The organism is Brevundimonas sp. BR2-1 (assembly GCF_037626195.1).
GTDB lineage: Bacteria > Pseudomonadota > Alphaproteobacteria > Caulobacterales > Caulobacteraceae > Brevundimonas.
This window is the reverse complement of record NZ_JARKMV010000001.1, coordinates 1,608,974-1,627,422: the sequence shown is the minus strand read 5'-3', so window position 1 is coordinate 1,627,422 and position 18,449 is coordinate 1,608,974. Positions and strand designations below refer to the sequence as shown.

21 protein-coding genes are annotated in these 18,449 nt (G+C 69.7%); 10 read left to right on the top strand and 11 right to left on the bottom strand.

Going from position 1 to position 18,449, the window contains the following annotated elements; all coding sequences use genetic code 11:
• Positions 1–73 precede the first annotated feature (73 nt).
• The 6 genes from gshB to rdgB form a co-directional block, all read right to left on the bottom strand.
• A complete protein-coding gene (gshB, locus tag BrevBR_RS08140; protein ID WP_340000552.1) occupies positions 74–1,018 on the bottom strand; it encodes a glutathione synthase in 945 nt (314 codons plus the stop codon).
• 100 nt (positions 1,019–1,118) lie between these two features.
• Positions 1,119–1,934 (bottom strand): SirB1 family protein, encoded by an 816-nt coding sequence (locus BrevBR_RS08135; RefSeq protein WP_332638878.1) that lies wholly within the window; start codon positions 1,932–1,934, stop codon positions 1,119–1,121.
• Positions 1,931–2,329 carry a YraN family protein gene (locus BrevBR_RS08130; RefSeq protein ID WP_332638889.1) on the bottom strand — a complete coding sequence of 133 codons (399 nt, stop codon included), beginning with the start codon at positions 2,327–2,329 and terminating at the stop codon, positions 1,931–1,933. The genes BrevBR_RS08135 and BrevBR_RS08130 overlap by 4 nt, the downstream gene beginning before the upstream one ends.
• Before the next feature lie 50 nt (positions 2,330–2,379).
• Entirely contained in the window at positions 2,380–3,252 is an 873-nt protein-coding gene (gene rsmI / locus BrevBR_RS08125) for a 16S rRNA (cytidine(1402)-2'-O)-methyltransferase (protein ID WP_332638877.1), read from the bottom strand.
• Positions 3,253–3,294: 42 nt separating this feature from the next.
• The gene (gene hemW / locus BrevBR_RS08120) at positions 3,295–4,458 is read right to left on the bottom strand and encodes a radical SAM family heme chaperone HemW (RefSeq protein ID WP_340000551.1); all 1,164 of its coding nucleotides are present in this window, start codon (positions 4,456–4,458) and stop codon (positions 3,295–3,297) included.
• Entirely contained in the window at positions 4,451–5,053 is a 603-nt protein-coding gene (rdgB, locus tag BrevBR_RS08115; RefSeq protein ID WP_340000550.1) for an RdgB/HAM1 family non-canonical purine NTP pyrophosphatase, read from the bottom strand. Before rdgB ends, hemW begins: the two co-directional genes overlap by 8 nt.
• A gap of 562 nt (positions 5,054–5,615) precedes the next feature.
• Between rdgB and BrevBR_RS08110 the strand changes: the two genes are divergently transcribed.
• From BrevBR_RS08110 to BrevBR_RS08095, 4 genes are all read left to right on the top strand, one after another.
• Positions 5,616–6,122 (top strand): DUF2975 domain-containing protein, encoded by a 507-nt coding sequence (locus tag BrevBR_RS08110; RefSeq protein WP_332638875.1) that lies wholly within the window; start codon positions 5,616–5,618, stop codon positions 6,120–6,122.
• Positions 6,123–6,213: 91 nt separating this feature from the next.
• Positions 6,214–6,474, top strand: a complete 261-nt coding sequence (locus tag BrevBR_RS08105) for a helix-turn-helix domain-containing protein (protein WP_332638874.1) — start codon at positions 6,214–6,216, stop codon at positions 6,472–6,474.
• Positions 6,471–7,016 (top strand): Smr/MutS family protein, encoded by a 546-nt coding sequence (locus tag BrevBR_RS08100; RefSeq protein ID WP_332638873.1) that lies wholly within the window; start codon positions 6,471–6,473, stop codon positions 7,014–7,016. Before BrevBR_RS08105 ends, BrevBR_RS08100 begins: the two co-directional genes overlap by 4 nt.
• A gap of 3 nt (positions 7,017–7,019) precedes the next feature.
• Complete coding sequence (locus BrevBR_RS08095) at positions 7,020–7,292, top strand: hypothetical protein (protein ID WP_340000549.1); 273 nt, start codon at positions 7,020–7,022, stop codon at positions 7,290–7,292.
• Here the strand turns inward: BrevBR_RS08095 and BrevBR_RS08090 are convergent, their stop codons facing one another.
• A complete protein-coding gene (locus BrevBR_RS08090) occupies positions 7,293–8,312 on the bottom strand; it encodes an adenosine kinase (protein WP_332638871.1) in 1,020 nt (339 codons plus the stop codon).
• A gap of 62 nt (positions 8,313–8,374) precedes the next feature.
• Between BrevBR_RS08090 and BrevBR_RS08085 the strand changes: the two genes are divergently transcribed.
• Positions 8,375–9,274, top strand: coding sequence for an ATP-grasp domain-containing protein (locus tag BrevBR_RS08085; RefSeq protein ID WP_340000548.1), 900 nt, complete (start codon positions 8,375–8,377; stop codon positions 9,272–9,274).
• 6 nt (positions 9,275–9,280) lie between these two features.
• On the opposite strand, the gene nth is transcribed toward BrevBR_RS08085, so the two are convergent.
• Complete coding sequence (gene nth, locus BrevBR_RS08080; protein ID WP_445214748.1) at positions 9,281–10,018, bottom strand: endonuclease III; 738 nt, start codon at positions 10,016–10,018, stop codon at positions 9,281–9,283.
• The gene (locus tag BrevBR_RS08075; protein ID WP_340000547.1) at positions 10,015–11,295 is read right to left on the bottom strand and encodes a flavin monoamine oxidase family protein; all 1,281 of its coding nucleotides are present in this window, start codon (positions 11,293–11,295) and stop codon (positions 10,015–10,017) included. The genes nth and BrevBR_RS08075 overlap by 4 nt, the downstream gene beginning before the upstream one ends.
• Positions 11,296–11,416: 121 nt before the next feature.
• Between BrevBR_RS08075 and BrevBR_RS08070 the strand changes: the two genes are divergently transcribed.
• The 5 genes from BrevBR_RS08070 (at position 11,417) to BrevBR_RS08050 (ending at position 16,034) form a co-directional block, all read left to right on the top strand.
• Positions 11,417–12,529: an HlyD family secretion protein gene (locus BrevBR_RS08070; RefSeq protein ID WP_340000546.1), complete on the top strand. Its 1,113-nt coding sequence runs from the start codon at positions 11,417–11,419 to the stop codon at positions 12,527–12,529.
• The gene (locus tag BrevBR_RS08065) at positions 12,526–14,100 is read left to right on the top strand and encodes a DHA2 family efflux MFS transporter permease subunit (protein ID WP_340000545.1); all 1,575 of its coding nucleotides are present in this window, start codon (positions 12,526–12,528) and stop codon (positions 14,098–14,100) included. Before BrevBR_RS08070 ends, BrevBR_RS08065 begins: the two co-directional genes overlap by 4 nt.
• Positions 14,100–14,693 (top strand): TetR/AcrR family transcriptional regulator, encoded by a 594-nt coding sequence (locus BrevBR_RS08060; RefSeq protein ID WP_332638866.1) that lies wholly within the window; start codon positions 14,100–14,102, stop codon positions 14,691–14,693. Before BrevBR_RS08065 ends, BrevBR_RS08060 begins: the two co-directional genes overlap by 1 nt.
• Before the next feature lie 61 nt (positions 14,694–14,754).
• The gene (locus BrevBR_RS08055) at positions 14,755–15,510 is read left to right on the top strand and encodes a creatininase family protein (protein ID WP_332638865.1); all 756 of its coding nucleotides are present in this window, start codon (positions 14,755–14,757) and stop codon (positions 15,508–15,510) included.
• A gap of 20 nt (positions 15,511–15,530) precedes the next feature.
• A complete protein-coding gene (locus BrevBR_RS08050; RefSeq protein ID WP_340000544.1) occupies positions 15,531–16,034 on the top strand; it encodes a phasin in 504 nt (167 codons plus the stop codon).
• 33 nt (positions 16,035–16,067) lie between these two features.
• On the opposite strand, the gene BrevBR_RS08045 is transcribed toward BrevBR_RS08050, so the two are convergent.
• On the bottom strand, positions 16,068–17,513 hold the full coding sequence (locus BrevBR_RS08045; protein ID WP_340000543.1) for an AMP nucleosidase: 1,446 nt from the start codon (positions 17,511–17,513) through the stop codon (positions 16,068–16,070).
• Between the two features lie 76 nt (positions 17,514–17,589).
• Positions 17,590–18,447, bottom strand: coding sequence for an alpha/beta hydrolase (locus BrevBR_RS08040; RefSeq protein ID WP_332638861.1), 858 nt, complete (start codon positions 18,445–18,447; stop codon positions 17,590–17,592).
• Between the last annotated feature and the right edge of the window lie 2 nt (positions 18,448–18,449).

Here is an 18,449-nt window from a genome sequence, read left to right as displayed (position 1 = left end):
GCTGTCCGGAAGGGAACGAAACACGAACCCGTGTCGGGCGCAACCTTAATTCAAGGCAGCGCTCAACCTGAGATCAGCCGACCCGCTTGCGCTCGATCGCGTCCCACATCAGGGCGGCCGCATCGACGCCCGTGAACCGCTTCAACTGCTGGGCGCCGGTCGGCGAGGTCACATTGATCTCGGTCAGCCAGTCGCCGATCACGTCGATGCCGACGAACAACAGGCCCCGCTCCCGCAGCGTCGGCCCGATGGCGGCGCAGATCTCGCGGTCCCGATCCGTCAGCTCGACCGGCGCGGCCGTGCCGCCGACGCGCAGATTGGAGCGCACCTGATCCTTGGCCGGAATGCGATTGATGGCCCCGACCGGCTCGCCGTCGATCAGGATGATGCGCTTGTCGCCCTTCGAAACCGCCGGGATGAATTTCTGGATCACCAGCGGGTCGCGGCTGCCCGTCATGTGGATCTCGATCAGGGCCTCGAGATTGGGATCGCCGGCCTTCAGCCTGACCACGCCCGAGCCGGCCGCGCCGTGCAGGGGTTTCAGCACCACATCGCCATGACGTTCATGGAAGTCGACCAGCGCCACCGGGTCCGCGCTGATCAGCGTGGGCGGGGTCAGACCGGGGAACCGCGTCACCAGCAGCTTTTCGGGGGCCGAGCGCACCTCGGCCGGATCGTTAACCACCAGGGTCTTCGGGTGGACCGTCTCCAGCAGATAGGTCGCCGTGACATAGGCCATGTCGAACGGCGGGTCCTGGCGCATCAGGATGACGTCGACGTCGGCGCCCAGATCCAGTTTCACCTCTTCGCCGAGGCTGACGTGATCGCCCGCGGACTGGCGCAGGGTCACCGGCCGGGCGCGGCAGAACAGCCGGCCGTCCTCAAGCGCCAGGGTGCGGAAGTCATAAACCCACTGGGCGTGGCCCCGGTCCTGAGCCGTGGTCATCATCAGCCAGGTGGTGTCGGACTCGATGTTGACCGCCTCGATGGGGTCCATCTGGATCGCGACTCTCAACATGCCCTGTCCTTCCAAGCGTCAGGCTTGGCTAATGGGCAGCACGGGGCGGCGGCGCAAGCCTTGGTCCTGCCTCAAGTAGCCCGAAAGGCGGCAGGCCGCTTCAATTAAGCTGAAGCCGCACCCGATCGACCGACATCCGGCGCGTGACCTCCATCGGGTCGTCCAGCGTCCGGGCATGGGACAGGGCATCAAGGGCGCCGGTCAGCGCGCCCTGCTTCTCCCGTGCGGCGGCCACGTCCAGCCACGGGCGATGATCCTCGGGATCCAGCAGGGCGCGGCGCAGGGCCGAGCGTTCGGCGCCCTCGAAATCCTGGGCGCGGATGGCGCGGCTGAACAGCACGTTCTGCATCCGGATCAGGGCCTGGCGCTCGCTGACCGGAGCCATCAGCACGTCCAGCCGGTCGGCGACATGCGGCGTCAGTCCGGCCCGGAGCGCCCGGCGGGTCAATTCCGACGGCAGGACCAGCCGGCCCTGGCTGAAGGGATCCAGCGCCACCGGCCCCTCCGGGGTCTCGACGCGCAGCAGGAAATGGCCGGGGAAGTCGACGCCCTGCGCCTTCACACCCGCCCGCCGCGCGGCGTCGAGATAGAAGACGCCCAGGGTCACCGACAGGCCGCGCCTGCGCTCGGCCACGTCGATGACGTCGGTGTTCGCGGGGTCGTCGTAGTGCAGCAGGTCGCCGTTGAGGCGCAGGTCGGCGGCCATGGTCTCGGCCAGCGCGTCGTCGGGGCTTTCGCCGATAATACGCTCGGTCAGCCGGTCGGCGGCGTGATTGGCCAGGGTCCGAACCGGCTCGGGGTCCCGGAACGGATAGTCGTGGATGGCGCAGGCGATCGCCGCCTCGAGCAGCGGAAAGGCGCCGTCCTCGGCCTGCCCGGCCTCGGTCAGAATGGCGATCGCGTCGTCGCGGGTCATTGGGCGCCCCTCCCGAAGGCGTCAACGCCGCGACGATGGCGCGGAAATCGTCCGGGAGCCAGCGCCACCATATCGATTCTCAGCGAGTGACCGGCCAAGCTGGGTCTTTGACGCAACACCGCCCGGCCCGCCGCCAGCAGGCGATCGAACTGATCCGGGGTCAGGGCGATCAGGGCGGCCTCCAGCGTGGCCCGGCGCTTGACCTCGACCACGGCGAGCGTCCGACCCCGCCGGGCGAGGATATCGATCTCCCCGGCCCGGGTCTTCAGCCGGAAGCCGAGGATCTGATAGCCCTCGAGCATCAGCAGCGCCGCCGCCAGCCATTCCGATCCGTGGCCGGTCCGATGCGCCTTCGATCCCAGACCCACCCGCCAGTCCCGTTTGACGCGCACCATCTTCGGCGCCTTCAGCCGGGTCGCGGGCCCATGGCTGGACCTGGGCGGTTTCACCGGCCCTGCATCTCCAGCGCCCGTTTATAGAGCGGTTTGCGCGGCAGGTTCAGGGCCCGGGACACCTCTGCGGCCGCCTCGCCGGGCGGCAGGCGGGTCATGGCTTCGGCCAGCGCCGCATCGGCGTCGGCCTCGGAAGCGACCTCGGCTTCGCCCGGCCCTACGACCACGACGATCTCGCCCTTGGGCGACCGGCAGCGCGGATCGACGGCCAGTTCAGCCAGCGAACCCCGGACGCATTCCTCGTACAGCTTGGTCAGTTCGCGGGCGACGGCGGCGGGGCGCGGCCCCAGCACGGCGGCCATGTCAGCCAGGCTGTCGGCCAGACGCGGGCCGCTCTCGAAGAAGACCAGCGTCTGGCGCGCGGGCCGCACCTCTTCCAGCATCGTCCGCCGCGCCCCGGATTTCGGCGGCAGGAAGCCGGCGAACAGGACCCGATCGGCGGGCAGGCCGGCGATGCACAAGGCGGCCAGCAGGCTGGACGGACCCGGGATCGGGTGCACCGGCAGCCCCTCGGCGATGACGGCGCGGGCGACGACGAAGCCGGGATCGCTGACCAGCGGCGTGCCCGCATCGGACACCAGGGCGACGACAGCTCCCTCGCGCAGCCGCTCGATGGCCAGGTCGGCGGCCCGCGCCGAGGCGTGGTCGTCACAGCGCTCAAGCCGCACCTTCAGCCCGTAGGCCGACAACAGTTTGGCGGTCACCCGCGTGTCCTCGGCCAGCACCAGATCGGCGGCGGCCAGCACGTCCAGTGCTCGCAGGGTCATGTCCCGCAGGTTCCCGATCGGCGTCGCCACCAGATAGAGGCCCGACGCCACCGTGCGCGGCGGCGGAGCGGTCGGCGGAAACGGCGAAGGATCAGACATCGGCGGGACCGTGCCAGCGGGGGCCGCGCCGCTCAAGGGCGGTCATACCAGCAAGGCCCTGAGCACGGCGTCCAGGACCGGGCGGCCGCGTGGTGTCGCAACAATCCGTTGGCCGCGCCGCGACAGGAAGCCGTCTGCGATCAACCCCGCCAGCGGCTCGGCGTCCGGCGACAGGCCCAGGGCGGCCGGTTCGCCCATCCCGACCCCCTCGACCGTGCGCAGGCCGAGAAGCACCCTCTCCTCCGCCGCCTCGACTGGCGACTGCGTCGCCCGTACCGACCATGGCGCGCCCGCCGCGACTCCGGCGAGGTAGCCCCCGATCCCCTTATGCGCGACTGTAGCCGTCCGCGCTCCGCCCAGCGTCAGCCGCCCATGCGCACCGGGGCCGAGGCCCAGATAATCCCCGCCGCGCCAGACATGCAGATTGTGCGCCGACCGGGCCGCGACGCCGCGGGCGTGGTTGGACACCTCATAGGCTTCGAACCTCGCACCCTCGAGCACGCCCTGCGTGGTCTCGTAGAGGGCGGCGGACAGGTCCTCGTCCGGCGGCGCCCAGGCGTGGCGGGCGACGGCGCGGCCGAAGGCCGTCGCGGGCTCTATGGTCAGCTGATAGGGCGAGACGTGCTCGAACCCCATGGCCAGCGCCTCGGTCAGTTCCGCCTCCCAGCCGTCCACGGTCTGGCCGGGCCGGGCGTAGATCAGGTCGATCGACAGCCGGCCGAAGGCGCGGCCCGCGACCGCCACGGCCCGGCGGGCCTCGTCCGCCGAATGGTTGCGGCCGAGGAAGGCGAGGGCCGCGTCGTCCAGCGCCTGCACCCCCATGGACAGGCGGTTGACCCCGGCGTCGGCCAGGGCGCTGAACCGGCCGGCCTCCGCGTCGGTGGGATTGGCCTCCAGGGTGATCTCGATCGGGCCGCGCGGTTCGAACAGGGCGCAGGCCCGGGCGATCACCGCGCCGACCGCCTCGGGCGCCATCAGCGAGGGCGTGCCGCCGCCGAAGAAGATCGACGCCAGCCGGCGCCGTCCGGTCAGAGCCGCCTGCGCCTCCATGTCCGCCAGGATGGCGCGGACCAGGTCCGCCTGTTCGTCCGTCCGCCCCCGGTCGCGCACGACGTTGAAGTCGCAATAGGGGCAGATCCGTGCGCAGTACGGCCAGTGGACATACAGGGCGACGTCGTCTCCAGGGCCTGGGACCGGATCAGTCAATCAGCGCGGCCTTCAGCTTGGCGAATGCGCGGGCGCGGTGGCTGATCGAATCCTTCAGCGCCGGGTCCAGTTCGCCGAACGTCTCGCCATACCCCTCAGGCAGGAAGATGGGGTCATAGCCGAAGCCCCGGTCGCCGCGGGGCGGGAAGGACAGCGTCCCGTCGACCCGGCCTTCGACGACCACCGCGGGCCCGTCGGGCCAGGCGACGGCGAGAGCGGAGGTGAACCAGGCGCGGCGATCGTCAGACCCGATCTCCTCGAGCCTTTCTTCCACCCGGCGCATGGCGAAGGCGAAATCCTTGTCCGGCCCGGCCCAGCGGGCGGAAAATATGCCCGGCGCCCCGTCCAGCGCCGCCACCGACAGGCCGGAGTCGTCCGCCAGGGCGACCTCGCCGGACAGGTCCGCCGCATGGCGCGCCTTCAGCAAGGCGTTGCCCGCGAACGTGCTCTCGGTCTCGTCAGGCTCGGGAAGGTTAACGGCTGTGGCCGTGACCACCTCGTAATGTCCGCCCAGAAGCGCGTTGATCTCGACCGCCTTGCCGGGGTTATGGGTCGCCACCACCAGACGCATCCCCTTGATAAGCTTGAGTTTCATCCCGATCACGCGCTCCGCAACAATCCATTGCCAAAGTTTAATATCGTTAAACGATATGTAACATGACTTTCTTCAACGCACGTCCTATCTATGTCTTCAAGAACGGACGCCGCGACGTTCCCCGAACAAGCCGAAACCGGCAAGATCGATCCAGCGGAACAACGAACGAGGGGTGAAAACATCCCTCACTCAGGAACTACGGAGAAAGACCATGAACACCATGAACGCTTCCTACTTCATCGAAAAGGTTGGCCACGGCGTCCTGAACGCCATGCTGCTCGCCGCCCTGCCGACCGCCCTGGTCGCCACCCTGATCCAGGCCCTGTGATACTTCCCCGGCCTCATGCAGCCCGCAGGGCGATAGGCCAAACAGAATGTCTCGCAGGAGCTTTGACGATCGGCATGACAATCGCGATGAATAAGCCCGCGTGTGGGTTCGCCGGACCCCGCGCGGCATCCTCGCCCCGACCCCCGGCCTGAACGAGGCCCGCCCATGCGCTTCCCGAAGACGATACCGCTCGGGATTCGCCCGCCCGCCCTTCCGGGAATTGGTCCCGGATCCATGTCCAGCCTTCTCGGCGTCGCCCTCGGGGCCGCCTTCTGGATCCTGGCGCTGCTGACCCTGGCCGCCGCCCTCTTCTTCATCTTCATGGCCTTTGTGCCGATGGGCCCCCTGGGCCTGACCGCCACGTCCGATGACGGCGGCACCAGCGTGCCCGTCCCCCGGGCCTATGTCCTGTTCGGCGTCGGCGCCATCACCGGCTATCTGGGCGGCTTCGCCCTGATCCTGCGCCACCTGCGCCGCATCGTGTACAGCCTTCGCATCGGCGATCCGTTCGAGCCCGCCAACGTCAGCCGGCTGAAGCAGATCGGCCTGACCCTGGCCATCGTCACCGGCGGCGCCTGGATCGGCCAGACGCTGGTGTCGCGGCTGGTGCGCGGCGCGCTTGAGCCGCCCAGCATGTTCGATCTGGTCACCCCCGCCTTTTCCGTCCTCGTCGTCTTCGTTCTCGCCGAGGTGTTTCGCGAGGGTGCGCGTCTGCGCCGCGAATCCGAACTGACCATTTAATGTGGCCGCGCGCTCAAAAGGCTCCGCCCTTTTGGCGCTTCGCGCCGCCCTCCGGGTCGACCCTTCACGCGCCACGAGATAGAGAGCTCCCATGGCCATCCGCGTCCAGCTAGATCGCATCCTCGTCGAACGGCGCATGTCGCTGACCGAGCTGGCCGACCGCGTCGGCGTGACCCTCGCCAACCTGTCGATCCTGAAGACCGGCAAGGCGCGGGCCATCCGGTTCACGACCCTGGACGCCCTGTGCCGGGAGCTGAACTGCCAGCCGGGCGATCTTCTCGCGCAGACGCCGGGGCCGCAGGATCCGGGCTCCGACGAGGACGCCGACGGGACCGCGCCCGGTACGACATGAGCCGCCGGGACGACCTGAGCCCCGACGACCGCCGCATCTGGGCCCGCGTCGCCGGCTCGGTCACCCCCGCGAAACCGAAGAAGCCCCCCCGGATCATTCCCGGAGCCGCCGTCGTCGATCCGCCCGCCGCGCCCCGTCCGAAGGGAGAGGCGAAGGCCCGCGGCGCGCCCGCCCCCTATACGCCGCCGCCTGTTTCCTCCTCCCGCCCGCGCGGCCTGCCCGAGGAACTGGAACCGCGCCGCCAGCGCCGGCTGTCGCGCGAGCGCGATCCGATCGAGGCGAGGATCGATCTGCACGGCTTCGGCCGTTTCCAGGCCCAGGACGCCCTGACCGCCTTCCTGCTGGGCGCGCAGGCGCGGGGCTACCGCTCGGTGCTGGTGATCACCGGGCAGGGCCGCCGGGGCGGGACCGGCGTCATCCGCGCCTCGGTCCATGAGTGGCTCCAGGGTTCAACCTTGCGAGGCGTGGTCTCGGGCTTCGCCTCGGCCGCGCGCCATCACGGCGGCGACGGCGCGCTGTATGTGACGATCCGGAGACTTTGAACCATGGCCCATCTCGTCGCCATCCAGACATCCACCGGCGAATGGCAGGCCTTTGTCGTCGCCCATCCGTCGAACCGCTTCGTCGGCGACATCGACGTGATCGGGCGCGAGGTCCCGTCCTTTTGCCACATGCGGGCATGGGACGGCGTCCCCAAGGCCGAGGCCGAACGTCTGACCCGGAGTCTCAGGGGGGTGCCCAAGGCCGCCCGGCACGCCGCAATCCTGAAGGCGTCTGAAGGCCTGCGCCTGTCAGCCTCGGCGGGGACGCCGGTCTGATCAGCCCAGGATCAGCCCCGCCTCGCGCGCCAGCGCTTCCAGCGACGTCATGGGACGGGGTCCCCAGTGGGCGATGACCTCGGAGGCGGCCAGCGAGCCCAGCTTGCCGGCGTCTTCCAGCGGCAGACCCCGCGCCACGCCCAGCAGGAAGCCGGCGGCGTACTGGTCGCCCGCGCCCGTGGTGTCGATCACCTTGTCGACGGGGAAGGCTGCGACCGCGACGCGTTCGTCGCCCGACAGGACCACCGAGCCGGCCTCGCCGCGGGTGACGGCCGCGACCTCGACCATCGAAGCCAGCCGGGCGGCGCCGGCGTCGAAATCCTCGGTCTCGAACAGGGCCGCCAGCTCGCCCTCATTGGCCAGGACGATATCCGCCGACGCTTCGATGAAGGCCAGCAGTTCGGCGCGCCAGCGGGCGACGACGAAGGTGTCGGACAGGGTGATGGCGACCTTGCGCCCGGCGGCGTGGGCGGCGGCGGCGGCGGCCTCGAAGGCGGCGCGGGCCGGGGCCGGGTCGAACAGATAGCCTTCCAGATAGACGATGGCCGAGGCGCCGATCAGGTCGGCGTCGATGTCCGCGGCTTCCAGCTGGTTGGCGGCGCCCAGGAAGGTGCACATGGTGCGCTGGCCGTCGGGGGTGACATTGATCATGCAGACGCCGGTGGCGCGGCCCGAGACTGCGCCGTCCTTGAGCGGGGGCGTCTCGAAGGCGACGCCGGCGGCGCGGATGTCGTGGCTGAAGACCCCGCCCAGCACGTCGTCGGCCACCTTGCCGATATAGGCCGCGCGGCCGCCGAACGAGCCGACGCCGGCCACGGTGTTTCCGGCCGAGCCGCCCGAGGCCTCCACGCCCGCCGCCATGGCGGCGTAGAGGGCGGCGCTCTGCTGGGCGTCGACCAGCTGCATCGAGCCGGGGGTCAGGCCCTGGGCCGTCAGGAAGGCGGGTTCGCAGGGGGCGAGGACGTCGACGATCGCATTGCCGACGGCGCAGACGTCATAGGTTGGGGGGATCTGGATCATGAGGCGCCCTTTAACGGACCGGAGCCGTCGCGCCACAAAAAAACATATAAGGATATCTTTATATGTTTTTCAGGCTTCGCTATACCCGGGGCATGACACAGATCGCCATCCTCACGCCCGACCCCGCCGACCCCTCCTATGACGGCCAGTGGCAGGGTGTGCTGCAGAGGCTGGCCGAGGCCTTGGCGCCCGCCGGAATCGAGGTCGCGCCCAGCGCCTGGACGGCGCATGTCGAGGACGCTTCCGGCCTGACCGGCTATCCTCTGGTGCTGCCGCTGATCGTCTGGGGCTATCACCGCGACCACGACCGCTGGATGCAGGCCTGCGCGACCTGGGCCGAAGCCGGACTGACGATGCTGAATCCGCCGTCGGTGCTGGGCTGGAATTCGGACAAAAGCTATCTCGGCCGGCTGGCCGACAAGGGGATCGCCATCCCCGATACGATCTGGATCGACAGCCCGACACACGCCGACGTCGACGCCGCCTTCGACCGGTTCGGAACCGACCAGCTGGTGGTCAAGCCGCGGGTCTCGGGCGGGGCGTGGAAGACGCTGCGGCTGTCGCGCGGCGACGCGCTGACCGACGCGCCGCAGGGCCCGGCGATGATCCAGCCCTATCTGCCGACCATCGAGACCGAGGGCGAGACCTCCCTGCTGTTCTTCGGCGGCAAGCTGAGCCACGTCGTCAACAAACGGCCCGCGCCCGGCGAGTTCCGGGTGCAGGTCCAGTATGGCGGCGGCTACACCGCCCTTCCCGAACCGCCTGCGGGCGCCCTGGCGCTGGCGGAGGCGACGCTGGCGGCGATCGACGAGGACCTGCTGTACGCCCGCATCGACATGGCCCCGGACGCCGACGGCGGATGGCTGCTGATGGAGGCCGAGATGATCGAGCCGGACTTCTATCTGGGGTCCGCGCCGGAAGGCGGCCGGAATTTCGCCGAGGCGGTTCGCGCCCGGCTCTGACGGAGATCAGGCCGCCTCGCCCAGCGCCTGAAGCCCCGCCCGCGACGGGCACAGGTCGCTGATCAGGCAGGCGCTGCATTTCGGCCGGCGCGCCGTGCAGGTGTAGCGGCCGTGCAGGATCAGCCAGTGGTGGGCCTTGGGCAGCCACTGCTCCGGCACGACGCGAAATAGCTGGGCCTCGACCTTGTCGGGCGTGGCCGCGTTGGCCAGCCCCAGCCGGTGCGAGACGCGGAAGACATGGGTGTCCACCGCGATGGCCGGCTCGATCCCCAGTTCGTTCAGCACCACGCTGGCCGTCTTGCGCCCCACGCCGGGCAGGGCCTGAAGCTCGGCGCGGTTTAGCGGGACCTCGCCCCCGTGCTGCTCCAGCAGGATCCGGCTCAGGGCGATGACGTTCCTCGCCTTGCCGCGATACAGGCCGATGGAGGCGATGTAGGGAACCAGTCCCGCCTCGCCCAGCGCCAGCATCTTCTCCGGCGTGTCGGCGACCCTGAACAGCCTGTCGGTCGCCTTGTTGACCGAGACGTCGGTGGCCTGGGCCGACAGGGCGACGGCGACGACCAGGGTGTAGGGGCTGGTGAAATTCAGCTCGGTCTTCGGCTCGGGCATAACCCCGGACAGCCGTTCGAAGACGGCCTCGACCCGGTCCTCGTCGGGCGGCCAGCCGAGCGTGGGAATGACCGCGCCGGTCATGACGGCGGGACGTTTCACCACGGCTTTCGGGCGGGCCTTCGGAGGCTTCATGCCCCGTCGTCGCCGGGGCCGCGGCCGGGGTCAAGTCCGAGCGCCGACAGCGCCTGACGCGCCGCCCGCTCTCCCTCCATCCATGCGCCGTGGGCCGTGCCGTAGAAGTCGGGCGAGGTCGCCTCGCCAGCGAGGAACAGCCGGTTCTCGACGGGCGCCGCCAGACGCGCCCGATCGTCCGCATGGCCCGGCAGGGCGTGGGAATAGGCGCCCATCGACCAGGGCTCGGCGCCCCACATGGAGGCGGCCACGGGCGCCAGCCGGCGGCGCATGGCCGAGCCCAGCAGATGAACCAGCTCGTCCGAGGCGAAGGCGAAGAAGGCGGCCTCGCCCTCGGCCTCCAGCGCCCGGGCGATGTCGCCGCCGAACCAGCCCTCGATCATGGGCCGTCCGAAGGGGCGCAGATGGTAGCCGCCCGTGTCCGCCGTATCCGCCCGGCCCCACAACTGGCTGTCCTTCGGGAAATCGTCCGCCCCATCGACCGTCATGTGCAGTTTGGAAGCCAGCCCCAGAGGGAGGCCGGCGGCGGCCTCGACGAGGGTCGGCAGGGGCGGATCGAAGCGCAGGGCCTCGCGGGCGATCAGGTCGGTCGGGACGGTGACGATGACGGCCCGCGCCTCGACCGTTCCACGGGCGGTCAGCAGCTTGAGGATCGGGCCGGAGCGGTCGATGCGGGCGACCGGGCAATCGGAGACGACGGGCGGATCCTCGCCGAGCCGGGCGATCAGACGTCCGTAGCCCTCGGCCACGCGCCAGTTCACGCCGGTGTCCCGGTAGGCGTCGTAGTCGCGGATGGAGACCTCGGCGAACCGGGCCCCGTTCAGGGCGCCGGAGATGGCGTCGATGCGCGGATTCCAGCGGCCGCCCGGTTCGAACATCGTGGAAGCCGGTCCTTCACGGCCGCCGCCCGCCGCCTCGGCGACGCGTTCCTCGAAGGCGGCGAAGGCGGCGCGGAATTCCGCCTGTTCGGCCGCCGACATCTCGTGATTGAAGGCCTGGCTTTCCCACGGCGGCGGGGTGCGGTCGATCGTAAAGCCCTGGGCCTCGGCCATGCCCGCCAGCACATTCTCATCCGCCGAATGCAGCCAGCCGCAGCCCATGTCGAGACCGGTCCCGTTCATGTCGAGGGTGCGCGCCCGGCCGCCGATCCGGTCCCGCGCCTCCAGCACCACCACATCCAGCGGCGCCCGCGCCAGCGCCCGCGCGGCGGCGATGCCGGCGGCCCCGGCCCCGATCACGGCGACATCGACGAAAGAGGGCGGGCGGTCAGCAGGCATCACGAACTCCGGACAGGGCGAAACAAGACGTGTTGCGGCGCCGAAACAAGCGGGATTGAATTCTGGACAGTATCGTCCATTTTATACGCGTCCTCCCCGACATGTCTTTGCCGAGCTCGTCATGGCCCTTTCGCCCGTCCTCAAGAAACGCCTTCCCCTGATCGTCGGCGCCGTCGTCGCCGTGGCCGTCGTCATCGGCGGCGCGGTCTGGTGGCAGGGCAAGCAGCGGTGGGAGGCGACTGACAACGCCTTCGTCGCGGCCGACACTACCGAGGTCAGCCCCCAGATCGAAGGCTATGTCGTCGAGGTGCTGGTGGCCGACAACCAACGGGTCGAACCCGGCCAGATACTGATCCGGCTTGATGACGCCAACGCACGCGCCGCTCTCGCGCAGGCCGAGGCGAATCTGGCCTCCGTTATCGCCGCCGTCGGCAATGTCGACGCCCGCGCGGCCCAGGAACAGGCCCTGATCGCCTCGCGCGCCGCCGGCGTGGCGCAGGCGCAGGCCCAGGCCGATCTGGCCCGCCAGCAGGTCGACCGTTACGGCAGGCTGGCCGAGCAGGGTTGGGTCTCGCAGGCCCGCATCCAGACCGAACAGGCCGGCGCCCGCACGGCCCAGGCCAGCGTCGCCGAGGCGCAGGCCGCCCTGGTCGCCGAACAGCGCACCGCCGGCGTGCTGGGCTCGACCCGCAATCAGAGCGTGGCCGCCGTCGAGGTCGCCCGCGCCCAGGTCGAACAGGCCCGCATCGCCCTGGATCGCACCGTGATCCGCGCGCCGGTCGGCGGCGTCATCGGCGCCCGCGGCGTGCGCGTCGGCCAGTATGTCCGTCCGGGCGGCCAGATCCTGTCGATCGTGCCGCTGGGCGACGCCTATGTGGTCGCCAATTTCAAGGAGACCCAGCTCGACCGCCTGCGCCTCGGCCAGACGGTGGAGATCAGCGCCGACGCCTTTCCCGGACAACACCTGACCGGCCACATCGACAGCTTCGCCCCGGCCACCGGGTCCGAATTCGCCCTGATCCCGATCGAGAACGCGACCGGGAATTTCACCAAGATCACCCAGCGCGTGCCCGTGCGCATCCGCGTCGACCACGCCTCGGCGGCAACCCTGCGACCCGGCCTGTCGGTCGAGGTCAAGGTTGATCTGAAGAGCCGCGGCGGCCTCAGCTTCGCCCAGGCGGCGACCGGAACCGCCGTCGCGGCCGTCGCGAACACGGGCGTCGCGGTCCGGTGACCGCCGCCGCTGCGGCTCCGTCAGCCGACCCGAAGATCAACTGGACCATCCTGCTGCTGGGCTTCGCCGGCATGGTCATCGGCCAGTTCATGGCCATTCTCGACATCCAGATCGTGGCCTCGTCCCTGCCGCAGATCCAGGCCGGCGTCGGCGCCTCGGCCGACGAGATCAGCTGGATCCAGACCGCCTATCTGATCCCCGAGGTCGTGATGATCCCCCTGTCGGGATATCTCTCGCGCCTGTGGGGGACGCAGAAGGTCTTCCTCGTCTCCTGTACGGGCTTCATGCTGATGAGCGTGGCCACGGGCCTGTCTTCGTCGATCGACGCCATGATCTTCTTCCGCGCCCTGCAGGGCTTCGTCGGCGGCGCCATGATCCCGACGGTCTTCGCCGTCGCCTTTACCGCCTTCCCGCCCGACAAGCGCATCACCGCCAGCGTGGTCATGGGTCTGATCGTGACCCTTGCGCCGACCGTCGGCCCGACCCTCGGCGGCCACCTGACCGAATGGCTCAGCTGGCGCTGGCTGTTCTTCATCAATGTGCCGCCGGGCCTGCTGGTGCTGTTCCTCGTCGGCCGCTACGCCAATTTCGACAAGGGCGACCCGTCGCTGACCAGGGGCTTCGACTGGTGGGGTCTGGGCCTGATGGCCGTCTTTCTGATGAGCCTGCAGTTCGTGCTCGAGGAAGGGTCGAAGAACGACTGGTTCGCGGACGACAACATCCTGTGGCTGGCCGTGCTGGCGGCCATCACCGGTCCCGCCTTCGTCTGGCGGTCGCTGACGTATTACAATCCGGTGGTGGAGCTGCGGGCCTTCACCAACCGCAACTTCATGGTCGGGGTTGTGATGACCTTCACCGTCGGGGCGGCCCTGTTCGGGGGCACCTTCCTGCTGCCGCTGTTCCTGTCCCGGGTGCGCGACTATTCGGCGGCCGAGGTGGGCACGACCATGGTCGTCTCCGGCCTGGCCATGTTCGCCACCGCGCCGTTCGCGGGCCGTCTGGTGCGCAAGGTCGACGCCCGCATCCTGATGTTCGGCGGCTTCATGTTTTGCGCCTGGGGCATGTGGGACGCCCACGCCGTGACCAGCGAATGGGGCTTCTGGCAGTTCGCCGGGGTCCAGGCCCTGCGCGGCGCCGGCGTCATGATGGCCATGATCGCAGCCCAGCAGGTGACCATGTCGACCCTGCCGCCGCACATGGTCAAGAACGCCTCGGGGCTGGTGAACCTGTCGCGCAATGTCGGCGGCGCCTTCGGCCTGGCCCTGCTGAACACCTCCCTGACCACCAACACCGCCTCGCACATGAGCGAGCTGACGCAGAACATCTCCGTGACCAACGGCGGCATGCAGGCCATGCTGGCCGGGATGCAGGAGCGGTTCGCGGGCTCGATAGATCCGGCGGGCGCGGCGATGAAGGCGGTCCAGGGCATGTTGAATCTTCAGGCGACGACCCTGGCCTTCGGCGACGCCTTCGCCATGCTGGCCGTCGGCTGCGTCTTCGCCGCCTTCGTGACCCTGCTGTCCCGTCCGGTGAAGGCCGCGACGGGCGGCCCGCCGGTGGACGCGCACTGATGGCCCGGGTCGCCGGACAGATCGACGAGACCAAGACCGAGGCCATTCTGGACGCGGCCCTGGCCCTGTTCTCGGAAAAGGGCGCCCTGGCCTCGATGGACGCCATCGCCCGCAAGGCCGGCGTATCGCGCCAGACCCTCTACAACCGCTTCCCGTCCAAGGTGGAGATCGGCCGCGCCCTCGCCGCCCGCCGCTCGGACGCCATCAGCACGCCTCTGCGGAGCGGCGGCGATCCCGAAACGGTGCTGACCGCGATGGCCGCGGGCATGCTGGAAAAGCTGTGCGGAAAACAGGCGGCCGCCTCGATGCGCGGCGTCGCCCTGATGTCCCCCAGCGATCCGGAACTGGCCCAGGCCATCTATCAGGCCGGCCCCGCCGAGGGCCTGCGCCGGCTTTCCGCCTGGCTGGCCGAACAGGACCGCCTGGGACGGCTGCGCGTCCCCGACCCCGACGCCGCGGCCGAGATGTTCTCGGGCATGGTGCTGGGACACGGCCATCTGCGCGGCGTGCTGGGCGTGGCCCATCCGGCCTTCGACCGCGACGCCCGCGCCGCCGAGGCCGCCCGCCGCTTCCTGCGCGCCTTCGCCGTCTGAGACGGTTGGCCTGCCCGTCCAATCGGCCTAGACCGCGCCGATACCGTTGCGGAGCGTACCCATGCTGATCCACCTCTCCTCATGGCCCGAGATCGATGCGCGGCTGAAGACGACCAGGACCGTGGTCGTGCCCATCGGCTCGAACGAACAGCACGGCCCCACCGGCCTGCTGGGCACCGACTGGCTGTGCCCCGAGATCATCGCCCACGCCGCCGAGAAGCAGGACGAAAGCCTGGTCGTGGCTCCGACTTTCAACATCGGCATGGCCCAGCATCACCTGGCCTTCGCGGGCACCATCTCCCTGCGACCCTCGACCTTCATGGCCGCCATCACCGACTGGGTCTCGTCGCTCAGCCGGCACGGCTTCGAGCGGATCTATTTCCTCAACGGCCACGGCGGCAACGTCGCCACCATCGAGGCCACCTTCGCGGAAATCTACGCCGAATGGTCGTTTGTCGAGGAACAGCCGCCCTTCGTGCTGAAGCTGAAGAACTGGTGGGATCTGCCGGGGGTCCACAGCCTGTGCAACCGCATGTTCCCGACGGGCCACGGCATGCACGCCACCCCGTCCGAGATCGCGGTGACCCAGGCCGCCTATCCGGACCGGATCAAGACGGCCGACTACAGCCCGCAGATCGCGCCCGTGGGGCCGATCCGCGACGCCCTCGACTATCGCGCCCGCTTCCCCGACGGCCGCATCGGCTCGGACCCGGCCCAGGCCAGTCCCGAGAAGGGCCGGACCATCATCGACGCGGCGGTCCCGGCCCTGCTCAAGGATGTGGCCGACTTCTCGGCCGAGGTCTTGCCGGGCGTCTGAAAGAGGTCCAGGCAGGGGTCATGACCCAGTTCGACAAGGCTTTGAAGACCGGCCGCCGCCTGACGCGCCAGGCGACCACCGCCGCCAACGCCGCCCTGTCCGGCGGGGAGATGCTGCAGGCCGCCGGCGACGTGATCAACGCCCGCCTCGGCATCATGGCCGCCGGCCTGGCCGATCCGCGCAAGGCCGACCTGACGGAAATGTCGCTGATGAGCACGGAAAAGGTCGAGGCCCTGTCCGCCTCGGCCTCGGCCATGGTGAAAACCTTTGGCGACATCAGCGGCCGGGTCGGCTCCAGCGCCCTGACGGAAGCGGGACTGGCCTCGAAGGCGGCCGCCTCGATCGCCTCCGCCTCGACCCCGGCGGCGGCCCTGCAGGCCCAGTACAGCTACGCCGTCGGCTGGTGGAGCCGCGCGGCCGGCCAGATGCTGACCCTCAACAGCGAACTGCTGAAGGGTCAGGCCGACGCCCTGCGCCCGATCCACAGGACGGCCGTCGCCAATGCGAAGCGCCTGAAGAAATAGCCTTCGCCTCAAGTAGCGAAGCGGCGGGCGACCTTATCTGAACGGCGGCTCGTCGAAGGCGCGCAGCTTGCGCGAATGCAGCCGGTTGCCCTCGGCGCGCAGCAGATCGATGGCGTGGATGCCGATCTGCAGATGCTCCGAGATCGAGCCTTCGTAGAAGCGGTTGGCCTGACCCGGCAGCTTTATCTCGCCGTGCAGCGGCTTGTCCGAGACGCACAGCAGGGTCCCGTAGGGCACGCGGAAGCGATAGCCCTGGGCCGCGATCGTGGCGCTTTCCATGTCGATGGCGACGGCGCGTGACTGGTTGAAACGCAGCGCTGATTTGGAATAGCGCAGCTCCCAGTTCCGGTCGTCGGTGGTCACCACCGTGCCGGTGCGCAGGCGCCGCTTGACCTCCTCGCCGGGCGCGCCGGAGACGATCTTGGCGGCATCATAGAGGGCCCGCTGGACCTCGGCGATCGAGGGGATCGGGATGTCGGGCGGCAGCACCGCGTCCAGCACATGGTCGTCGCGCAGATAGGCGTGGGCCAGCACATAGTCGCCGATGTTCTGCGAGGGACGCAGGCCGCCGCAGTGGCCGATCATCATCCAGGCGTGCGGACGGGTGACGGCCAGATGGTCACAGATGGTCTTGGCGTTGGACGGGCCGACGCCGATGTTGACCAGGGTGATGCCCTTCCAGCCCGGCGCCGTCAGGTGGTAGGCCGGCATCTGGTGCTTCTTCCAGGCCGCGTCCATGACCGCGGTCTCGGGATTGGGCGTGTCGCGCGTGATCTCGATGCCGCCGGCGCAGACCAGTTTCTCATAGGCGCTGTTCGGGTCCGCGATCTGGGCGCAGGCCCAGCGCACGAACTCGTCGACATAGCGGTTGTAGTTGGTGAACAGGATATAGCTCTGCACATCCTCGACCGGCGTGCCGGTGTAGTGGCGCAGGCGGGCCAGGGAGAAGTCGGTGCGCAGGCCGTCGAACTGGGCCAGCGGGAAGTCCCGCGTCAGGTCGAACATGCCGTCCGAGATCTCGTCGCCGATATGGGCCAGGTCCGTGGTCGGGAAATAGCGGGCCACGGCCGCTGTCTGGCTGCGGTCCAGGGCGACGTCCGAGCCGTCCATCACATAGGGGAAGGGGATCTCCTGATCCGACGGGCGCACCTCGAACGTGGCGCCGTAATCGGCCTCCAGCAGGGTCAGCTGTTCCAGCAGATAGGGGCGGTACAGATCCGGCCGGGTGATGGTGGTCGAATAAACGCCGGGCCGCGACATGCGGGCGAAGGCGCGCTGCTCAAGATTGGCCGGCCGCTCGCCGTACCAGCTGACCCTGAGTTCGGGATAGCAGAACAGGCCCTTGGCCCGGGCCCCGGGATCGGCGCGTTCGCCGGTCCGGAGGAAGGTCCCCACCGCGGTGCGCAGGTTGGAGACGGACTGGTTGTAGAGGTCTTCGAGACGGTCCAGCGCCGCCGTTGGGTTCATCGTTTCTGTCATGGCCTCCTCTAGCGGAAGATCATGACCTTGGCGAGACGGCCAAGCCTGGCGGTCGCGAGAGACATGGGGGAGCTGGTCAGCCCAGCTCGCGGTGCAGGAAGCCCGTCACGTCATCCAGCACCGGCGCCTTGCGGCGGAACAGGGGAGAGAATGTCGCTATCAGGTCGGCGTGGTTCAGGCCGGTATAGAGTTTCGCCTCGCAGCGGCCGCCGACGGCCTTCATCCGGTCGCACAGGATTGTGGTGTCCTCGGCGTGGACGATCACGTCCTCCGTCCCGTGGCCCAGCCACAGCGGCGGGGCGTCGGCGCGGGCGAAGGTGACAGGCTGGGTCAGGGTCGGGTCGGGGACCCGCCTGAAGGCGTTGATCGAGGCCGGCACGTCGAACGGCAGGAAGTCGTAAGGCCCAGCCAGACCGGCGGCCGCCCTGATCAGGTCCGGCGCCCCGGCCGCCAGCATGTAGCGGCGGTCCAGGGCGATCATCATGGCCAGATGGGCGCCGGCGGAATGGCCGAGGACGCCCAGACGCGCCGGGTCCGCGCCGTACTGCCCGGCGACCCGGCCCGCCATGGCTGTGGCCGCCGCCGCGTCCTCGGTGAAGGCGGGAAAATGGACCTGCGGGACCAGCCGGTAGTCGGGCGTCGCCACCACGAATCCGCGCGCCGCCAGCGCCTGCGCGGCCCAGGCGTAGAGCTTCCGCTCGCCGCTGTCCCAGCCGCCGCCGTAGAAGAAGACCAGCATCGGCCACGGACGCGGGCCGGTCTCGACCGGGGCGTGGATATCCATCTTCTGCCTGGGGTCGTCGCCATAGGCGATGTCGCGCGCCACGCGCCGCACCCCCCGGTCGCGCGGACCGAGACTGTTCAGCACGCCCAGCGGCGAACAGGCGGCGGCGATCAGGCCGAGAGCGGGGGCGAACAGGCCTCTGCGGGTCATGC